This is a genomic window from Microbacterium sp. Z11_20 (genome assembly GCF_057197605.1).
In genome coordinates this window covers 574,880-592,981 of sequence record NZ_JBXVOQ010000002.1, presented here as the reverse complement: position 1 = coordinate 592,981, position 18,102 = coordinate 574,880, and the positions used below count along the sequence as shown (strand labels likewise).

General features: G+C 71.2%; 16 protein-coding genes. 6 read left to right on the top strand and 10 right to left on the bottom strand.

Features of this window, described 5'->3' with window-relative positions:
- Positions 1-77: 77 nt before the first annotated feature.
- The gene (locus AC2DFQ_RS07890; protein WP_484533505.1) at positions 78-1,010 is read left to right on the top strand and encodes an ROK family protein; all 933 of its coding nucleotides are present in this window, start codon (positions 78-80) and stop codon (positions 1,008-1,010) included.
- Between the two features lie 50 nt (positions 1,011-1,060).
- Here AC2DFQ_RS07890 and AC2DFQ_RS07885 read toward each other — a convergent pair whose 3' ends face one another.
- The 8 genes from AC2DFQ_RS07885 to AC2DFQ_RS07850 form a co-directional block, all read right to left on the bottom strand.
- Complete coding sequence (locus AC2DFQ_RS07885; protein WP_484508626.1) at positions 1,061-1,423, bottom strand: UBP-type zinc finger domain-containing protein; 363 nt, start codon at positions 1,421-1,423, stop codon at positions 1,061-1,063.
- Positions 1,424-1,442: 19 nt separating this feature from the next.
- Complete coding sequence (locus tag AC2DFQ_RS07880) at positions 1,443-2,183, bottom strand: DUF2510 domain-containing protein (RefSeq protein ID WP_484533504.1); 741 nt, start codon at positions 2,181-2,183, stop codon at positions 1,443-1,445.
- 52 nt (positions 2,184-2,235) lie between these two features.
- Positions 2,236-5,910, bottom strand: a complete 3,675-nt coding sequence (locus AC2DFQ_RS07875; protein ID WP_484533503.1) for an error-prone DNA polymerase — start codon at positions 5,908-5,910, stop codon at positions 2,236-2,238.
- Positions 5,911-6,009: 99 nt separating this feature from the next.
- Complete coding sequence (locus AC2DFQ_RS07870; protein WP_484533502.1) at positions 6,010-7,596, bottom strand: DNA polymerase Y family protein; 1,587 nt, start codon at positions 7,594-7,596, stop codon at positions 6,010-6,012.
- Positions 7,597-8,319, bottom strand: coding sequence for a hypothetical protein (locus tag AC2DFQ_RS07865; protein ID WP_484508622.1), 723 nt, complete (start codon positions 8,317-8,319; stop codon positions 7,597-7,599).
- 94 nt (positions 8,320-8,413) lie between these two features.
- Entirely contained in the window at positions 8,414-8,911 is a 498-nt protein-coding gene (locus tag AC2DFQ_RS07860; RefSeq protein WP_484508621.1) for an HNH endonuclease, read from the bottom strand.
- 332 nt (positions 8,912-9,243) lie between these two features.
- Positions 9,244-9,969 (bottom strand): M23 family metallopeptidase, encoded by a 726-nt coding sequence (locus AC2DFQ_RS07855; RefSeq protein WP_484533501.1) that lies wholly within the window; start codon positions 9,967-9,969, stop codon positions 9,244-9,246.
- Positions 9,970-10,387: 418 nt separating this feature from the next.
- A complete protein-coding gene (locus AC2DFQ_RS07850; protein ID WP_484508619.1) occupies positions 10,388-11,089 on the bottom strand; it encodes an iron-dependent transcriptional repressor DtxR in 702 nt (233 codons plus the stop codon).
- 108 nt (positions 11,090-11,197) lie between these two features.
- Between AC2DFQ_RS07850 and serC the strand changes: the two genes are divergently transcribed.
- Positions 11,198-12,310, top strand: a complete 1,113-nt coding sequence (gene serC, locus AC2DFQ_RS07845) for a phosphoserine transaminase (RefSeq protein ID WP_484508618.1) — start codon at positions 11,198-11,200, stop codon at positions 12,308-12,310.
- 91 nt (positions 12,311-12,401) lie between these two features.
- Here the strand turns inward: serC and AC2DFQ_RS07840 are convergent, their stop codons facing one another.
- Together AC2DFQ_RS07840 and AC2DFQ_RS07835 are read right to left on the bottom strand one after the other, a co-directional pair.
- Positions 12,402-13,148, bottom strand: coding sequence for a DUF3027 domain-containing protein (locus AC2DFQ_RS07840; protein WP_484533500.1), 747 nt, complete (start codon positions 13,146-13,148; stop codon positions 12,402-12,404).
- A complete protein-coding gene (locus AC2DFQ_RS07835) occupies positions 13,132-13,515 on the bottom strand; it encodes a cold-shock protein (RefSeq protein WP_484508616.1) in 384 nt (127 codons plus the stop codon). The genes AC2DFQ_RS07840 and AC2DFQ_RS07835 overlap by 17 nt, the downstream gene beginning before the upstream one ends.
- Positions 13,516-13,623: 108 nt before the next feature.
- Between AC2DFQ_RS07835 and AC2DFQ_RS07830 the strand changes: the two genes are divergently transcribed.
- From AC2DFQ_RS07830 to AC2DFQ_RS07815, 4 genes are read left to right on the top strand one after another with little or no spacing between them, the layout of a single operon-like run.
- Positions 13,624-13,890 (top strand): multidrug ABC transporter ATPase, encoded by a 267-nt coding sequence (locus tag AC2DFQ_RS07830; protein WP_484508615.1) that lies wholly within the window; start codon positions 13,624-13,626, stop codon positions 13,888-13,890.
- 2 nt (positions 13,891-13,892) lie between these two features.
- Positions 13,893-15,620, top strand: coding sequence for a helicase-associated domain-containing protein (locus AC2DFQ_RS07825; RefSeq protein WP_484533499.1), 1,728 nt, complete (start codon positions 13,893-13,895; stop codon positions 15,618-15,620).
- Between the two features lie 39 nt (positions 15,621-15,659).
- Positions 15,660-17,309, top strand: coding sequence for a DNA repair helicase XPB (locus AC2DFQ_RS07820; RefSeq protein ID WP_484508613.1), 1,650 nt, complete (start codon positions 15,660-15,662; stop codon positions 17,307-17,309).
- A 57-nt stretch (positions 17,310-17,366) separates the two neighbouring features.
- The gene (locus AC2DFQ_RS07815; protein ID WP_484508612.1) at positions 17,367-18,059 is read left to right on the top strand and encodes a response regulator transcription factor; all 693 of its coding nucleotides are present in this window, start codon (positions 17,367-17,369) and stop codon (positions 18,057-18,059) included.
- The last annotated feature ends 43 nt before the right edge of the window (positions 18,060-18,102 follow it).

The following is an 18,102-nucleotide window of genomic DNA, read 5'->3' as shown; positions in this document are numbered from 1 at the left end:
CAGATTACGGGGCGGGGCGCGGTGGCCCGGCACGCGCCGATGCGTTCGTTGTTATGGGCTTTCAGTAGGCTTCGGTCGTGCCTTTCGCCATCGCCGTCGACCTCGGCGGAACCAAGATCGACGCCTGCCTCGTGGACGACATCGGCACCGTGGTCGCCGCCTCGCGAACCCGCGCCGCCACCGGTGCGATGAGCGACCGAGCGGGGCTCGCCCGCGCGGTGGAGACCGTCATCTCCGGGGCGGTGGCCGCCCTCCCCTCCGGCGCCGAGGTGGTCGGAGTCGGCATCGGCAGCGCCGGCCCCATCGATACCGTGCGGGAGACCGTCGCCCCGGTGAACCTCCCCCACGCGGCCGGGTTCGCGCTCGTGGACGCCGTCCGCCACGCTCTGCCGCCGCACCTTCGCGAGGTCCCCGTGCGCTTCGCCCTGGACGGCCTCTGCATCGCGATCGCCGAGCACTGGCGCGGCGCCGGGCAGGGCGTGGACACGATGATGGGCATGATCGTCTCCACCGGTATCGGCGGCGGCATCATCGCCCGCGGTGCACCGTACCTGGGAGGCACCGGCAACGCCGGGCACCTCGGTCAGATCGAGGTCGCGGGCTTCACCGCGCCGGGCGTGCGCGGACTGGATGCGACGGTGGAGCGCGTCGCAAGCGGACCCAACACCGTGCGCTGGGCGCGCGACCAGGGATGGACCGGGCGTTCGGGCGAAGAGCTCGCGGCCGCGTACCGCGAGGGTCAGGAGATCGCCGTCACCGCCGTGCGCCGGAGCGCCGCCGCGGTCGGCTCCGCGCTCGCGTCGGCCACGGCGCTGCTCGACCTCGACCTGATCGTGATCGGAGGCGGCTTCTCGCACGTCTCCGATGACTACATCGACCTCGTGCGCGAGGCGCGGGACGCCACAGCCGCCTTCCCGTTCCTCGCCCGACCGGAGATCACCCGCGCGAAGCTGGGCGGCGACAGCCCCCTGCTGGGCGCGGCGGCACTCGTCCTGCGCGAGCGGGCCTGACGCGGCTCGCCGGAGGCGTGCGCGGGGGCTCCCGCGTGCTGTGCGGGGGCTCAGTCCGCCCGCGCGCGGGTGGCCAGGTGTCGCCGCCAATCCTCCGGAACCCGGCCCTCAGGGCCCGGGGACGGCTGCGACTCGGGGCGGCTCGTCGGTGGCGCCAACTCGGGCCCCTCGATGGTCGCCTGCTCCTGGTAGTCCCACCACCAGTCCTCGCCGGGCTCGAAGCTCTGGATGTAGCGGTGTCCTGTGCTCTCCCAGTGAGCGGTGGCGTGGCGGGAGGGCGAGTCATCGCAGCATCCCACATGCCCGCACGCCGTGCACCGGCGGAGGTGCACCCACCAACTGCCGCTCGCCTCGCAGTCGATGCATCCGTTCGACGAGGGCTTTACGGTCGTGTCGATCTGTTCGTCGGTCATCGTTCCTCCTCCGGCGCGCCTAGGGGCGCGAGAAGTTCTCGTAGGTGTTCATGAGGGTGAACACCTCGTTGATCAGGTACACCGCGAAGACGAGACCGATCACGATGCTGAGCACCGTGACGGCGATCCACGCCCACACCGGGGCGAGGCCCTTGCCCGTCTGCCGTCGCAGGATCACGCCGCGGCCGATGACGTACACGCCGTTGGTGATCACCAGGGTGAAGAAGATCCACGCCCAGTGGAAGGGCTTGTCGATGCCGCGCGCCCGCAGGGTGCGCCAGTCGAGGTAGGCGAAGACCACCTGCGCGGCGATGATCAGGTAGCCCAGCAGAGTCAGCGCGAGGATGCCGCCGGTGAGCCCGGTCGCCCACGCCGAGGAGGGCGACTCCATGGAGTCTTCGATGCTGTCCTCGAGGAACTCGCGCCAGTCGATGAAGAACAGCGGGACGAAGGTGAGCAGCGGCAGGAAGACGATCAGCCAGATCCACGGCGTCTCGGTCGGGATATCGCGACGCTCCGGCGCGGCCGTGGCGGGCGCCGACGGGTAGGCCGGATATGTCGTCGCGGGCGGGTATGCCGGGTACGCCGCAGCCGCTGCCGCGGGGGCCGCGGGGGCCGCGGCTGACGTCGGCGCGGGGGCGGCGGACGGGGCCGCGGGCTGGCGGGCGTCGGTCCACGCCGAGCCGTTCCACCAGCGGTGGACGGAAGGGTTGTCCGGGTCGGCGTACCAGCCCGGGGGATACTGCGGTGCGTCGGTCATGTCGGTCCTTCCGCGAGGGGGCCCTTCGCGTCGAGTCTATTAGCCGCGCCTGTCACCGGAAGTCGCGCGAGATATGCGTCACCCCCACGCGCAGATCTTCGAACCGGTCGGCCACGAGGTTGGTGACCCCTTCGACCGAGCGCTCCAGGATGCCGCGCACGATCAGTGCCGGCGACTCCCGCACAACGCGACGGTGCCGGTTCCACAACCCGACCGAGCAGATCACGTTGACCAGCCCGTGCTCGTCCTCGAGGTTGAGGAAGGTGATGCCGGATGCGGTGGCCGGCCGCTGACGGTGGGTCACCAGCCCCGCGACCTCGACACGGCGGCCGCTCTCGTGCCTGCGCAGCTCACGCGAGGTGAGCACCCCCCGCGCGTCGAGGTGGGAACGGTAGTGCGTGAGCGGGTGGTCGTCGGGCGAGATCCCGGTCGCCCACAGGTCGGCGGCGAGCACCTCGTAGCTCGTCGGGTCGGGGAAAAGCGGCGGCTGCACCGACACCATCGAATCGGGCAGGTACTCGGCACGATCCTGCGCGGCCGAGCCGGAGACCCAGATGGCCTCGCGGCGACTGACGCCCAGACTCTCGAACGCCCCCGCGGTGGCCAGCGCCTCCAGCTGGGCGGCGGTGAGCCCGGTGCGGCGGACGAGATCGCGCAGATCGCGATAGTCACCGGACGCCTCCCGCTCGGCGACGATGCGCTCGGCCACCTTCGCGCCGATCCCGGTGACTCCGGCCAGTCCCAGCCGCACGGCGAACCGCCCGTCCCGCCGGTGCGCCTCCGACTCGTCGGGAGCCTTCGGGTCGAACTTCCCCACCGGCGGCTGCACGCGCTGGGCGCACGCATCCCGCCCGGTCGGTCCGGCCGGTCCGGACGCTTCGACAGGCTCAGCGACCGGCCCCTGGGCCACCCGCCGCCCGTCCGGCGAAAACCGAGGAGATCGCGCGGATCGAGGAACGGATCCGTCCGCAGCATCCTCGATTCCCGAGATCTCCTCGGAATCCGCGCCCGGCTCGACAGGCTCAGCGACCGGACCCTGGGCCACCCGCCGCCCGTCCCGCGAAAACCGAGGAGATCGCGCGGATCGAGGAGCGGATCCGTCCGCAGCATCCTCGATTCCCGAGATCTCCTCGGAATCCGCGCGGGGCTCGAGGGTGGCCTGGACGCCGGAGCGCCGCAGGTCGGGGCGGCGCACCTCGACACCGTGCCGGCGCGCGTCGGCGCTCAGCGTCGCCGGCGAGTAGAACCCCATCGGCTGCGCGCGCAGCAGCCCGGCGAGGAACGCGGCCGGATAGTGCAGCTTGATCCACGAGCTCGCATAGACCAGCAGAGCGAACGAGAGGGAGTGGGATTCGGCGAACCCGAAGTTCGCGAACGCCTGGATCTTCGCGTAGATCCCGTCGGCGACCTCGCCGGTGAGGCCGTTGCGGGCCATCCCGGCGTACAGCTTCTCGCGGAGCTTCTCGATGCGCTCCACGCCGCGCTTGGACCCCATCGCCCGGCGGAGGAGGTCGGCATCCTCGGCCGTGCAATCCCCCACCGCGACGGCCATCTGCATGAGCTGCTCCTGGAACACCGGCACGCCCAGCGTCCGCTCGAGCACCGGGCGGAGCTTCTCGTGGGCGTAGGTCACCTCCTCCTGGCCGAGCTTGCGCCGGACGAACGGATGCACCGCCCCGCCTTGGATGGGACCCGGACGGACGAGCGCGATCTGCACGACGAGGTCGTAGAACCGCCGCGGCTGCAGGCGCGGGAGCAGCCCCATCTGCGCGCGGGATTCGACCTGGAACACCCCGATCGAATCGGCGCGGCACAGCATGTCGTAGACGGCCTTCTCCTCCTTCGGGATCGTCGCGAGCTCCCACTTCTCCCCCGTCGCATCGCGGATGAGGTCGAAGCAGTACTGCAGCGCCGCCAGCATCCCCAGGCCCAGCAGGTCGAATTTCACCAGGCCCATCCAGGCGGCATCGTCCTTGTCCCATTGGATGACCGTGCGGTTCTCCATGCGCGCGTGCTCGATGGGCACCACCTCCCCCACGGGGCGGTCGGTGAGCACCATGCCGCCGGAGTGGATCCCCAGATGCCGCGGCGCCTTGAGCAGCTCGGTGGCGTACGTCAGCACCTGATCGGGGATGTCGTGATCGGCCCCGGTGTCCAGCGCCGCCCCCCACCGCTCGACCTGCTTCGACCACGCGTCCTGCTGCCCCGGCGAGTGCCCGAGCGCCTTGGCCATGTCGCGGACGGCGTTCTTCGGCCGGTACTGGATGACGTTGGCCACCTGTGCGGCGCGGTCACGGCCGTACTCGCGGTACACCCACTGGATGATCTCCTCGCGGCGATCGGAGTCGAAGTCGACGTCGATGTCGGGCTCTTCGTCGCGGAGGCTCGAGAGGAACCGCTCGAACGGGAGGTCGTACGCGATCGAATCGACCGCGGTGATGTCGAGCAGGAAGCACACGGCGCTGTTGGCCGCCGACCCGCGACCCTGGCACAGGATGCCGCGGCGACGGGCCTCCTGCACGATGCCGTAGACGATGAGGAAGTAGCCGGGGAAGTCCTTCATCTCGATCACCCCGAGCTCGCGCTCGATGCGGTCGCGATCCTTCGGCTTCAGGTCGGGGTACTTGCGCGGCACCGCCTCCCACACGAGGTGCCGCAGCCACGACATCGGCGTGTGCCCGTCGGGCACGGTCTGCTTCGGCAGCGCGGGCTTGGCCCGGCGGAGCGGAAAGGCGAGCTCGTCGGCGAGGGTCACGGTGCGCGCCACCGCGCCGGGATACCGCGCGAACCGGCGGGCCATCTCCGCGCCCGAGCGCAGATGAGCGCCGGCGTGGGCCGGCAGCCATCCGTCGAGTTCGTCCAGTCCCCGGTTCGCCCGCACCGCGGCGACGGCCGCTGCCAGGAGTTCCCGCTCGGGGGCCGCGTAGTGCACGTTGTTCGTGGCGAGCACCGGCAGTTTCCGCTCGGCGGCGAGCGCGGCGAGGAGGTCGTTGTCCCGCGAATCGAGCGGATTGCCGTGGTCGATCAGCTCGACGTGCACGGCGTCGGGACCGAAGAGCCCGACGAGCCGGTCGAGGGCGGCGGCCGCCGCATCCGGGCCGCCGTCGGCGAGCGCGCGGCGGACGGTGCCCTTGCGGCACCCCGTGAGCACCGCCCAGTGCGGATCGCGAGGGCCGCCGGCCCGTTCGGCGAGGTCGTCGAGGTCGTACACCGGCCGGCCCTTCTCCGCCCCGCGCAACTGCGCGGCCGTGATCGCCGCGGCGAGCCGGTGGTACCCCTCCTCCCCGCGGGCCAGCACGAGCAGATGCGAGCCGACCGGATCGGCCTCGCCGTTCTGCGGGCCGGGCAGGTTCAGCGACAGCTCGGCGCCGAAGACGGTGCCCAGCTGCAGCGTCTCGGCGGCCTCGGCGAAGCGGACGAGGCCATAGAAGCCGTCGTGGTCGGTGACCGCGAGGGCGTGCAGCCCCAGCCGCTCGGCCTCCTCGGCGAGTTCTTCGGGCGAGGATGCTCCGTCCAGGAACGAATACGACGAGTGGGCGTGCAGTTCGGCGTACGGCACGGTGTCGGCAGGACGCTCGATGGCCGGGGGCACGTAGGGCCCGCGCTTGTGCGACCACGCCGGGCTGTCGCCGCCGTCCGCTCCGGCGGGAACGGGGCGCGGACGGCGCCGGTCGCTGAGGGTGCGTTCGATCTCCGACCACGGCACCGGCGGGTTGTGGAAGCCCATCACCGGCCCTTCGACAAGCTCAGGGACCGGAGGTTCGACAGGCGCTGGGGGCGGCCCTTCGACAAGCTCAGGGACCGGGGGGTCGACGGGGAGCGGGGGTCAGTCATAGCGGCCCTCGGCGGTCCAGACGCCCGCTTCCTCCACGAGCAGCCAGGCCACCCCGTCGGTGTCGATCACCTGGAACCGGTGCGCGCGGCGGCTGCGTGCCGCATCCCATCCCCGCTCGCGGATCGGCCACGGCCCGGCCCACGACCGGATGCGACTGCGCCGCCCCCCGGCGGCGAAAAAGGCCGGCGGGGCGCTCATGACCTCACGCTCCCCCACAGTCACCGTCGCTCCCGCGACATCGGTGACCTCCACCGGCCGCGGCTGCGGGTAGACGGTGGTCGGCAACGGGTCGGGGAGGCTCCCCGGCCACGGGCGCGCGCGTTCCTTCGCCACCACCGCACGATCGCCCCACGGCACAAGCACCTGGCGTTCGGTGAGCCAGCGTCCGCCGCCGACGGCCGGAGTGAGCACGCCACGGTGGCCGAGCATCGCCTGCACGCGCGAGAGGGCGTGATGCACGCGTTCCTCGGGGCCCGCCCCGAACAGTCCGATGACGTGGTGGGATGCGGCATCCACCGCCTCCGGCGAGATGCGCACGCGCGCCACGCCGCTGCCGAGGACGCTCTGCGCGTCTTCGGCGAGTTGCCACCGCACGCGGTCGACCACGGCGGGCGCATCGAATGACCCCGGATGCAGCCACACCCGCTCGCTGCGTTCACCGCGGTCGCCGGTGAGCTCGACCCGCAGCTCCGTACAGACCAGGCGCCGCTCGCCCAGCGCCGTGACGAACTCGTCCGCGGCGATCCGCATCCCGAAGGCGATCTGCTCGGCCAGTTCCAGAGGCGGCTCGAACGCCACCTCGCGATGCAGTTCGGGCGGTGGCGTGCGCGGCTCGACGGGGCGGGAATCCCGCCCCGAGGCGAGCGCGTGCAACCGGACCCCCTGCTCCCCGAACCGCTCCCGCACGCGCTCGGCCTCCATCGCCGCGAAGGCACCGAGGGTGTGCACCCCCAGCCGGGCCAGGAGTTCCGGCAGCCCCGCCTCCCGGGATGCGGGGGACCCGGTTGCGTCCGACTGCAGCACGGCCACCGACAGCGGCGCGAGGAACGGCGCGGCCTCGCCGGGGGGAACGATCCGCACGGGGTCGTCCGGGCGGGTGGCGCGGGCGGCGAGCTGGGCCGTGAACGGCCCGTCGGCGACGCCCGCGCGCACCGACGTCAGCGCGTCGGCGACGAGGGCGGCCAGAATCGTGCGGGCCGCCTCGTCCTCTCCGCCGTAGTACCGGGCGGGTCCGCGCGCCCGCAGCGCGCACAGCCCGGGGCGGACGATCTGCACGCCGGGCGCGAGCTCTTCGATCCGCGAGACGACCGGGGCGAAAGCACGGGCATCGCGGGCAGGGTCGGCGGGCACGACGATCAGCCCGGGGCTGAGCGCCTGCGCATCGCGCCGTCGCTGGCCGCGTCGCACCCCTGCGGCGCGCGCGGCCTCCGAGCACGCCACGACGACGTTGTTCGCGAACACCGCGACCGCTGCGTCGGAGCTCAGCGCCTCGGGGTCGGATGCGGCAGCGTCCAGGGCGAGCGCGGTGACCGGCCAATCGGGAAACCACAGCACGAGGCTGCGTACGGGTGCGAGCACTCAGCCCACCGCCCTCACCTCGGACAGCTCCGGCACCGCCTCCAGGCGGGGGCGCTGGGCGGCGGCGCCGCCGAGTAGCGACACGGTGCCGTCGGCAGCGGGAAGGAGCATCCGGGCGCGCCGCGCGGACGGGGAGCGGCGACTGGTCACCGACACGGTCAGTTCGCGCCCGGCGAGGTATCCGTGCCCGTCGCCCAGGCCTTCCCAGCGCGGGTCGGCGACGTCGATCACGGCTTCGGCCTGCGGCCATGAGCCCTGCACGAGCAGGACGGTGCCACGATCGCGCAGCCGGGCGGCCAAACGCGACACGTCGGCGTCGGTCACCCGGGCGGGCGGGCGCACGGCGACCACGGGCATCACCTCGGCGATCGTCGCGGTGATCGCGAGCCACCGCGGGCCGGGGTCGGGCACGAAGACCAGCCGGTCGAGATCGAGCCCGTAGCGCTCGGCCGCTTCGACGCCCAGCTCGGGCATGCCCACGGCTGCGCACCACGCGCCGTCCTGCGACGGCCGCGCCATCAGCGCGAGCAGCAGCGCGGTCGAGGAGGCGAGGGCGTAAGCGGAGCCCGGGCGCAGTCCGCCGCCGGGAAGGAGTCCCGCGAACGCCGGATGGGTCGGCATCGCCGGCGCGTCGAGACGGCGGCCCTGCATCCGTTCGAGCTGTGCGCGCAGCTCACGCACGTCACTCAGCGCTTCCGCCTCGGTTCGCACGATCGCCCTCACTCCCACAGGCTAGAACATTCGTTCTAGGGTCTCAATCCCTGTGGTTCGAAGATACGAACGCCTTCCGACATTCGCGTCGGGGGCGAGGAGCGGGTCAGGCAGCCAGAGCCAGGTACGGTTCCCAGCGCGGGTCGGCCCGGTCGGTGCCGCGCACCGTCCACTGCGTCCCGTGCGGCGCTCCCGGGATCAGCCGCAGCTCCCACGACATCTCCTGCGGCGTGCGGTCGCCCTTGAGGTTGTTGCACCGCAGGCAGCACGCGACGAGGTTCTCCCACGAGTCCGCGCCTCCGCGGGAGCGGGGCAGGACATGATCGATCGTGGATGCGGTCTTGCCGCAGTAGGCGCAGCGGTGCCCATCGCGGCGCAGGACGCCTCTTCGGGTGACCGGCACGCGGCGCCCGCCCGGCACCCGCACGTAGCGGGTGAGGAGGATCACCGCGGGGCGGTCGTAACACCCCGAGTTCCCCCACACGGGGTCGCCCTCCACACGCTCGATGACGGTGGCCTTCTCGTCCATCACGAGCACGATGGCCCGCTTGAACGACACGATGGCGAGCGGCTCATAGCCCGCATTGAGCACCAGTGTGCGCATTCCGCTTCCTCTCGAATGGCCGGGACGGATTCTCGGATATTCGACGTGCGACGGATCAAGGAGCGCAGGTTATGAAAAAGGCGCTGTCTTCACAGACAGCGCCAGAACGTCGCGGCAGGGCCGCAGCATCCGATTCCACGATGCCGAAGGACGAGCAGGCCAAGCGCATCCGTGGTGCGGATGCGAGGTGTGCTGCCCATCGGCGACCTCCGCTTTCTCTCAGCGTCGCTGACAGGCTAACCCACGCGACACGCCCGGGGATCGCCGCCGGGGAAAACGAAAGGCGGCGTGTCGAGGAACGGATTCCTCGCACGCCGCCTTCGGCGGATGTGTCAGCTGGCGTTCATCTCGAGCCACGCCCACGGGTCGACGACCGGGCCGTTGACGTGCACTTCGAAGTGCAGGTGGCATGCCGTCGAGCTGCCGGTGGATCCGACGACGCCGATGAGCTGCCCGGCCGAGACGGTCTGACCCGCCTGGACGACGCGGCTGCCGTAGGTCATGTGGCCGTACAGCGTGTTCACGCGCTGGCCGTTGATGACGTGGTCGATCGTGACGCCGACGCCGTAGCCGCCGTAGCTCTCCTGCGAGACGCGCACGACGCCCGCGGCGGCGGCGAACAGCGGCGTGCCGCACGAGGCGAGCAGGTCGACGCCCTGGTGGTAGCCGGAGTCGCCGAGGCCGCGGCCCTTCTTGAACCCCGACAGCGGCCAGCGGACCTCCCCGGATCCCGGAGCGGTCATCGTGAGGTCGACCGAGGACAGCCGCGCCGAGGACGACGAGGAGGAGGACGAAGCGACCGCGGCGGCGGCGGCGGCGGCGCGGGCGCGCTCTGCGGCAGCCTCGGCCGCCTTCTTCTTCTCGATCTCCTCCGCGGTGGTCGCGGCGTAGCTGCTTCGCTGCAGCTGCTCCGCGGATGCGTCCGAGGCGACCACGAGAGACTGCGCGTCGTCAGCGGAGATCTGCTGCAGCGTGCGCGCTTCCTCCTCGGGCTGCCACGCCGCGTAGGCGGGCAGCGCCACTGTGGCGATCAGGCCGGCGACCATCGTCAGGATCACGGCGCTGCGGAGCGGTGTCGCCGTACCCGAACGGATCGGGCGGGGCGTCGTCGAGCGCGCGGGCCGCGGCGCGCGGGCGGGGGGCCGCACCTTCGCACGAGCGGATGGGCGCACTCGACCTCGGCGCGTCATGTCGGTCGGGTTCTGCTCGGGTGCAGAGCCGATCGAATCGATTTCTTCAGCCAATAGTTCCTCCGTCGCCTCCGCGCACATAGCGCTGGCTCGTCGGCACTCGATGTCAGGGCACGATCGCGCGCGTAAACCCACCGCAGACGACGAGCCAGAGAGGCAATCTGCGCGGGGTCCGACGGTGGGCTTCTCACCTGTGGACGGGATGAACGCTACCGGAAGGTAACGAATAAGTCACGCTGACGACAAACCCTGTGGACAATCGATGTCCGAAGGCGGCTGGGGAGGCTCAGCGCTTCTCGTCGACGAGGAAGATGTGCGAGGCGACTTCGACCGGCAGTTCGAGGCCCTCGTCGATGCCATCCATCTGCACGAGGACGTAGCCCTCGCTGAACCGATAATCTCCCCGCGCACCCGGGACGACGCCGGCCGCTTTGAGCTGCTGCAACAGTTCGGGATCCACCTGCGCGGGCTCGGCGAGACGGCGCACGGTTCCGACGATGGGCTCTCCGGCCTCGTTGAGCCGGCGCACGAGGCCCACCACGCCCTGCTCGAACGTGTTCGCCGGGTGGTCTCCCAGCTGGTCGAGGCCGGGGATGGGGTTGCCGTAGGGCGACTCGGTGGGGTGGCCGAGGAGTTCGACGAGGCGACGCTCGACCTGCTCGCTCATGACGTGCTCCCAGCGGCAGGCCTCTTCGTGCACGTAGGCCCAGTCCAGGCCGATCACGTCACTGAGCAACCGCTCGGCGAGGCGATGCTTGCGCATCACGTCGACCGCCTTCTGGCGTCCGGCATCGGTGAGCTCGAGGCGGCGGTCTTCCGACACCACGACCAGACCGTCGCGCTCCATGCGCCCGACGGTCTGCGACACCGTCGGGCCGGAGTGCCCGAGGCGCTCGGAGATGCGTGCGCGCAGGGGAACGATGTTCTCCTCCTCGAGCTCGAGGATTGTGCGCAGGTACATCTCCGTGGTGTCGATGAGATCGGTCATAGGGCGGGGTTCCTCGGCGCTCAGCAGGTGGACTTCCAGCCTATCCAACGGGGAGCGCCCGGGATCCGGGCGCCGGAGGCGGGGGCGCGGCCACCGTAGAATCGAGCCATGCCGCACGTTGATCTGCCTCGCGACCTGTTGCCCGCCGACGGACGCTTCGGATGCGGTCCGTCCAAGATCCGCGGAGCGCAGCTCGAGGCGCTCGTCACCCGCGGCGCCACGCTGCTCGGAACGTCGCACCGGCAGGCGGCCGTGAAGAACCTCGTCGGAAGCGTCCGCGGACGCCTGGGTGAGCTGTTCCGCCTTCCCGACGGCTACGAGGTGATCGTCGGCAACGGCGGGTCGACCGCATTCTGGGACGCAGCAGCGTTCGGCCTCATCCAGCGGCGCGCGCAGAACCTCGTCTTCGGCGAGTTCGGCGGCAAGTTCGCCGCCGCCGCGAAGACGCCGTGGCTGGAAGCTCCCGATGTGCGCAAGGTCGAGCCCGGCACGGCGACCGTCGCCGAGCCCGTCGAGGGCGTCGACGTGTACGCGTGGCCGCACAACGAAACCTCCACGGGGGTCGCGACCCCGGTGACGCGCGTCCAGGGCGACACCGGCGCCCTCACCGTGATCGACGGGACGAGCGCGGCCGGCGGCATCGACCTCGACATCGCACAGGCCGATGTCTATTACTTCGCGCCGCAGAAGAACCTCGGATCGGACGGCGGCCTGTGGTTCGCCGTGGTCTCCCCCGCCGCGATCGAGCGCATCGAGCGGATCGCCGCATCCGACCGGTACATCCCCGAGTTCCTCAGCCTGAAGAACGCGCTGGACAACTCCCGCCTGCAGCAGACGCTGAACACCCCGGCGCTGACCACGCTGCTGCTGCTCGATGACCAGCTGTCGTGGATCCTCGACAACGGCGGGCTGACGTGGGCGCACGCGCGCACGTCGGAGTCATCCACCGCCCTGTACGAATGGGCGGAGGCCTCCGCCGTGACCACCCCGTTCGTCGCCGATCCGGCCGACCGCTCGCCGGTCGTGGTGACGGTGGACTTCGACGAGCGCATCGACGCCGCCGCGGTGGCTGCGAGCCTCCGCGCCAACGGGATCGTCGACACGGAGCCGTACCGCAAGCTCGGCCGCAACCAGCTGCGCATCGCGACGTTCGTCTCGATCGAGCCGGACGACGTGCGCCAGCTCATCCGCTCCATCGACTACATCATCGAGCGGCTCTAAGCGCCGTCGAGTCGCCACAAAACGCCGGATTCACTGTCGAAACCGCGCGTTTGTTGGCGAGTCGACGGGGAGGACGAAGGGAGCGGGCGGCTCAGTCGTCGTGGCGGGAGCCGTCGTCCTCGTCGGAGTCGTCGTCGTCGGAGTCGTCCTCGTCGGACTCGTCGGAGTCGTCGTCGTCGGAGTCGTCCTCGTCGGAGTCGTCCTCGTCGGAGTCGTCGTCCGAGTCCTCGTCGTCGTCGGAGTCGTCGGAGTCGTCGTCCGAGTCCTCGTCGTCGTCGTCGTCCTCGTCGGAGTCGACGTCCTCGTCGTCGTCGTCGGGAGCGGAGGGGTCGAGCTCGTCGATGTCGACCCCGTCGACGTCGCCGGCGTGCAGGATCGGCGAGCCGTCGTCGTCGAGCTCGTCGTCATCCAGGTCGTCGCCCAGCACGTCGTCGATCTCGTCGTCGTCGAGGTCGTCCTCGGCGTCATCCTCGTCGTCGACGTCTCCTCCCGTCGCGTCGGCCGAATCGGCCACGTTCTGGGCAGCCTGGTACTCCGCCAGCCGCACGGCCCACGGCACCCACTCCGGAGCGAGCAGGGCCTGGTCGCCGGGAAGCAGCTCGACCTCGAGCACGGTCGGGTCGGCGTCGTCCACGCGCGCGAGGCTGACCGTCCAGAACCAGCCCGGGTATCCGGCGAGGCGATTGGCGAACCTCAGCGACACCACGCCGTCGCCCTCGTCGAGGTAGCCGACCGGCTCCCCGATGGAGGACTCGGGGGTCACTTCGAGCAGCGCCGCACGGGCGAGGTCGGATGCGGCGAGCAGACGCTCGTCGACCGGCTCAGGCGTCGAGGTCATCGGCGACCTTGCGGAGCACGGCGGCGACCTTCTTGCCGTGCGAACCGCTGGGGTACCGGCCGCGGCGGAGGTCGGTGCCGATGTCGTCGAGGAGCTTGACGAGATCCTCGACGATCACGGCCATGTCGTCGGCGGGTTTGCGCGTGCGCTTGGACAGGCTCGGCGGCGCCTCCAGCACGCGCACCGAGAGCGCCTGCAGACCGCGCTTGCCCTCGGCGACACCGAACTCCAGCCGCGCACCGGCCTTCGGGGCGGGAGCGCCGGCGGGCAGGGCAGTCGCGTGCAGGAAGACGTCCTGGCCGTCATCGCTGGTGATGAAGCCGAACCCCTTCTCTTCGTCGTAGAACCTGACCTTGCCGGTGGGCATCGGAACCTCACTGAAACGGGGGTCCGCGTGTGCGGACGGATGGATCGCGACCGGAGGGTCGCCATCTTCCAGACTACGGCACGGGCGCGAACCGCTAGGCTGAGGGGGATGAGCAGCCGTATGCCGAGCGAGGATCTGCCGGTCCGTCGCATTGACCGCATCCTGGCATTCATGTCGCTCGGCCTGCTGCTCCTGTCGATCGCCTGCTTCATCGCGATCATGATCGGGTCCACCGCCAGAGCGGATTTCGGCACAGGAATGTGGCCGACGGTCGGTGTGACCGTCTACATCGCGCCGGTGCTCGCCTTCGTGTTGCTGATCACGGTGCTCGTGATGAGCTTCGTGCGAAGGGCCCGCGCCAACCGGGACCGCTGATCGTGCCGCCGACCTCCGATCAACGCGCGCTGGCCACTGCCCTGGCTGCACTGGATGACGCCGAGCTCTCGGGGCTGCTCGCCGGCCGTGGCGCTCCCCCGTCGGCCGGATGGCGCGACCTGTTCGACGTGGCCGCGGCCCTGCTGGAGCCGACCTCGGTCGCCCGTGCCCTGATCGCGCTGCCGTACGGCCCGGCCCTCGCCCTCACGCTCTCCGTCACGGCAGGCGGGGCGGTGCCGGACGATGACCGCGCCGCTCTCGTGGCCGTGGGCCTCGTGGATGCCGACGGCCGCCCCTTCGCGGCGGTGACCACGGCCGTGCGCGACCGGGAGCCTCCCGTCGAACGCGCGGGCTCGTTCGACCGGTCCACGTCCCCCGCCGACGACGCCGCCGCCGCCGAACGCGCCTTCACCTCGGCGGCATCCCTCGCCGACCTGCTGCTGCGCGCCCTGACCGAGCCGCTCACCCGCATCGGCAACGGGGCACTGGGCGCCGGCGACCGCCGCGCGCTCGTCGAATCCGGCGCGGTGCCCGATGGCGACACCGCGGATCTGCTCGTCGGACTCGGGGCAGCCACCGGACTCCTCCACCCCGAGGAGCGGGCGTGGCTGGTCACCGCGGCCGGGCGCGAATGGGTCGCCAGCCCCACCATCGAGCGCTGGACGAGCGTTGCCGAACGGCTTCGCGACGCCTTCCCCGCGGGGTTGCGCACGCGCACCGGCGGGTGGGTCGCTGCCGCGACCTGGACCGACGCCTACCCCTTCGACACGGCGTGGCCGACCCGGGCAGGCCTGTGGCGCGCCCGGGCGGTGGCGTGGGGACTCCTGACACCGGCCGGTGGAGAACCACCCTGGGCGGTGACGCTGGCCGCCGGCGGCGAGGCGGATGCGGCGGCCCTGGCCGCGTTCCTGCCCCCCGAGGTCGATCGCGTGTACCTGCAGAACGACCTCACCGCCATCGCCCCGGGTCCGCTCATGCCCCACCTGGACGTGCGCCTGCGGAGCATGGCGGTGCGGGAGTCGCGCGCCCAGGCCGCGACCTACCGGTTCAGCGCCGACACCATCGCCGCAGCCATCACGGCCGGTGAGACCGCCGAGTCGCTCCGCGCGTTCCTTTCCGACCTGTCGCTCACGGGCGTGCCGCAGCCGCTCGAGTACGTCCTCAGCCGCACCGCCGACCGCTACGGCCTCCTGCGGGTCGGACGGGATGCGGCCACCGGACGCACCCGCGTGACCAGCGACGACCCCGCCGCGCTGGAGACGGTGGCCGTCGACCAGGCGCTGCGCTCTCTCGGGCTCATCCACGACGGCAGCGCCCTCGTCTCGCGGGTGGGCGACGACACGGTCTTCTGGGCCCTCGCCGACGCACGCTATCCGGTGGTGGCGGTGGACGAGGCGGGGATGCCGCGACAGCTCGATCGTGCGCGCCTGGCGCCGGACCGCGCGGCGCCCTCCCCCACCGAGCAGTACGCCGAACTCGTGGCCCGGGTGCGCGCGGGCAGCGAGTCAGAAGACGCCGACGCGGCGTGGCTCGAGCGTGAACTGGACACCGCCGTACGGGCACGCTCGGTCGTGGACGTGGTGGTGCGCCTGCCGGACGGGTCCACCCGCACCTTCCGCCTGGAGGCGACGGGGCTGGGCGGCGGGCGTCTGCGCGGCCGCGACCGCGGGGCCGACGTCGAACGCACCGTGCCGTTGTCCAGCATCGCGAGCGTGCATCCCGTGCCGTGAGGGCCGTTCACCTCTGCCGCGACGGTAGAATCGAACGTTATGGTTGACGGCCCCCTGATCGTGCAGAGCGACCGCACGGTACTGCTCGAAGTCGCACATCCCGACGCGGAGAGCGCGCGGCACGAGCTTGCCATCTTCGCGGAGCTCGAGCGCGCCCCCGAGCACATCCACACCTACCGGATCACGCGTCTGGGGCTGTGGAATGCGCGGGCGGCCGGGCACGGCGCCGAGGACATGCTGGCAACGCTGGAGCGCTGGTCGCGCTTCCCCGTGCCGGCATCGGTGTCCATCGACATCCGCGAGACCGTGGGCCGCTACGGCCGGCTCGTGATCGAGCGCGATGACGAGGGCGCCCTCGTGCTGCGCTCGACCGACCCGGCGGTGCTGACCGAAGTGGCCCGCAACAAGCGGATCCAGCCGCTGCTGATCGGTCACCCCTCCCCCGACGCGTACCTCGTGGACGCGTGGGCGCGCGGTCACATCAAGCAGGAGCTGCTGAAGATCGGCTGGCCGGCCGAAGACCTCGCCGGCTACACCCCCGGCACGCCCCACGTCATCGACCTGGATGAGACGAGCTGGCACCTGCGCCCGTACCAGCGGGAGGCCGTCGACGCGTTCTCCGACGGCGGATCGGGTGTCGTGGTGCTGCCCTGCGGCGCCGGGAAGACGCTCGTGGGAGCTGCGGCGATGGCCGACACCAAGACCACGACCCTCATCCTGGTGACCAACACCGTCAGCGCGCGGCAGTGGCGCGACGAGCTGCTCCGCCGCACGTCGCTGACGGCGGAGGAGATCGGCGAGTACTCCGGTCAGGTCAAGGAGATCAAGCCGATCACGATCGCCACGTACCAGATCCTCACCGCCAAGCGGGCGGGCCAGTACGCGCACCTCGCCCTCCTGGACGCGCTGGATTGGGGCCTGATCGTCTACGACGAGGTCCACCTGCTGCCGGCGCCGGTGTTCAAGCTGACCGCCGACCTGCAGGCCCGCCGCCGCCTGGGTCTCACGGCGACGCTGGTGCGCGAGGACGGCCGCGAGGGCGACGTGTTCAGCCTCATCGGACCCAAGCGCTTCGACGCGCCGTGGAAGGAGATCGAAGCTCAGGGCTTCATCTCCCCGGCCGCCTGCTACGAGGTGCGCGTCGACCTTCCCGCCGGCGACCGGCTCGAGTACGCCGCCGCGGCGGACGAGGACCGCTATCGTCTGGCCGCCACCGCGCCGGCCAAGATCGACGTCGTGCGCGGGCTCGTGCACCGTCACGCCGGAGAGCGCATCCTCGTCATCGGGCAGTACCTCGACCAGATCGACATCCTGGCCGAGGCCCTGGATGCCCCGCAGATCACCGGCGCGACGCCGGTGTCCGAGCGCCAGGAGCTGTTCCAGGCCTTCCGCGAAGGCTCGATCTCGCTTCTCGTCGTGTCGAAGGTGGCCAACTTCTCGGTCGACCTGCCCGAAGCATCCGTCGCCATCCAGGTCTCCGGGTCGTTCGGCTCCCGCCAGGAGGAGGCGCAGCGGCTCGGGCGGCTCCTGCGACCGAAGGAATCGGGCCTCACGGCGAGCTTCTACACGCTCATCTCCCGCGACACGGTCGACCAGGATTTCGCGCAGAATCGTCAGCGTTTCCTCGCCGAGCAGGGCTACGCGTACACGATCCTCGACGCCGACGAACTGCTCGCCCCCGCAGCCTGATACGCCGAATCCCCCGATATCCAGCCCGCCCATGGGTTTGGTCACGATAATGAGGGAATGACCGCACCACGCATTCTCGTTGTGGACGACGAGCCGAACATCCGCGATCTGCTCATCACGAGCCTCCGATTCGCCGGATTCCAGGTGCGCGCCGTCTCGAACGGCGCCGCTACCATCTCCGCCGTGCTGGAGGAGGAGCCCGACCTCATCGTGCTGGACGTCATGCTCCCGGACATGAACGGATTCAGCGTCACCAAGCGCCTTCGCGGCGCCGGCTACACCGCCCCCATCCTCTTTCTCACCGCCAAGGACGAGACCGAGGACAAGATCACCGGCCTCAACGCGGGCGGCGACGACTACGTCACGAAGCCCTTCAGCCTCGACGAGATCGTCGCGCGCATCCAGGCGATCCTGCGCCGCACCATGCAGGCCGACGAGGAGTCGGTGATCCGTGCGGGCGAGCTGTCGATGGACCAGGACACCCACGACGTCACCGTCGGCGACGTGTCGATCGACCTCAGCCCCACCGAGTTCAAGCTGCTGCGCTACCTCATGCTGAACCCCAACCGCGTGCTGTCCAAGGCGCAGATCCTCGATCACGTGTGGGAGTACGACTTCAACGGCGACGCGGGCATCGTGGAGAGCTACATCTCCTACCTGCGCCGGAAGATCGACCCGCACTCCTCCGAGCCGCTGATCCAGACCAAGCGCGGGTTCGGGTACATGCTCAAAGCCGGCAAGACCGCCTGAGCGGCACGACGGAAGACACCCCCTGTCCCACACGAACGACGCC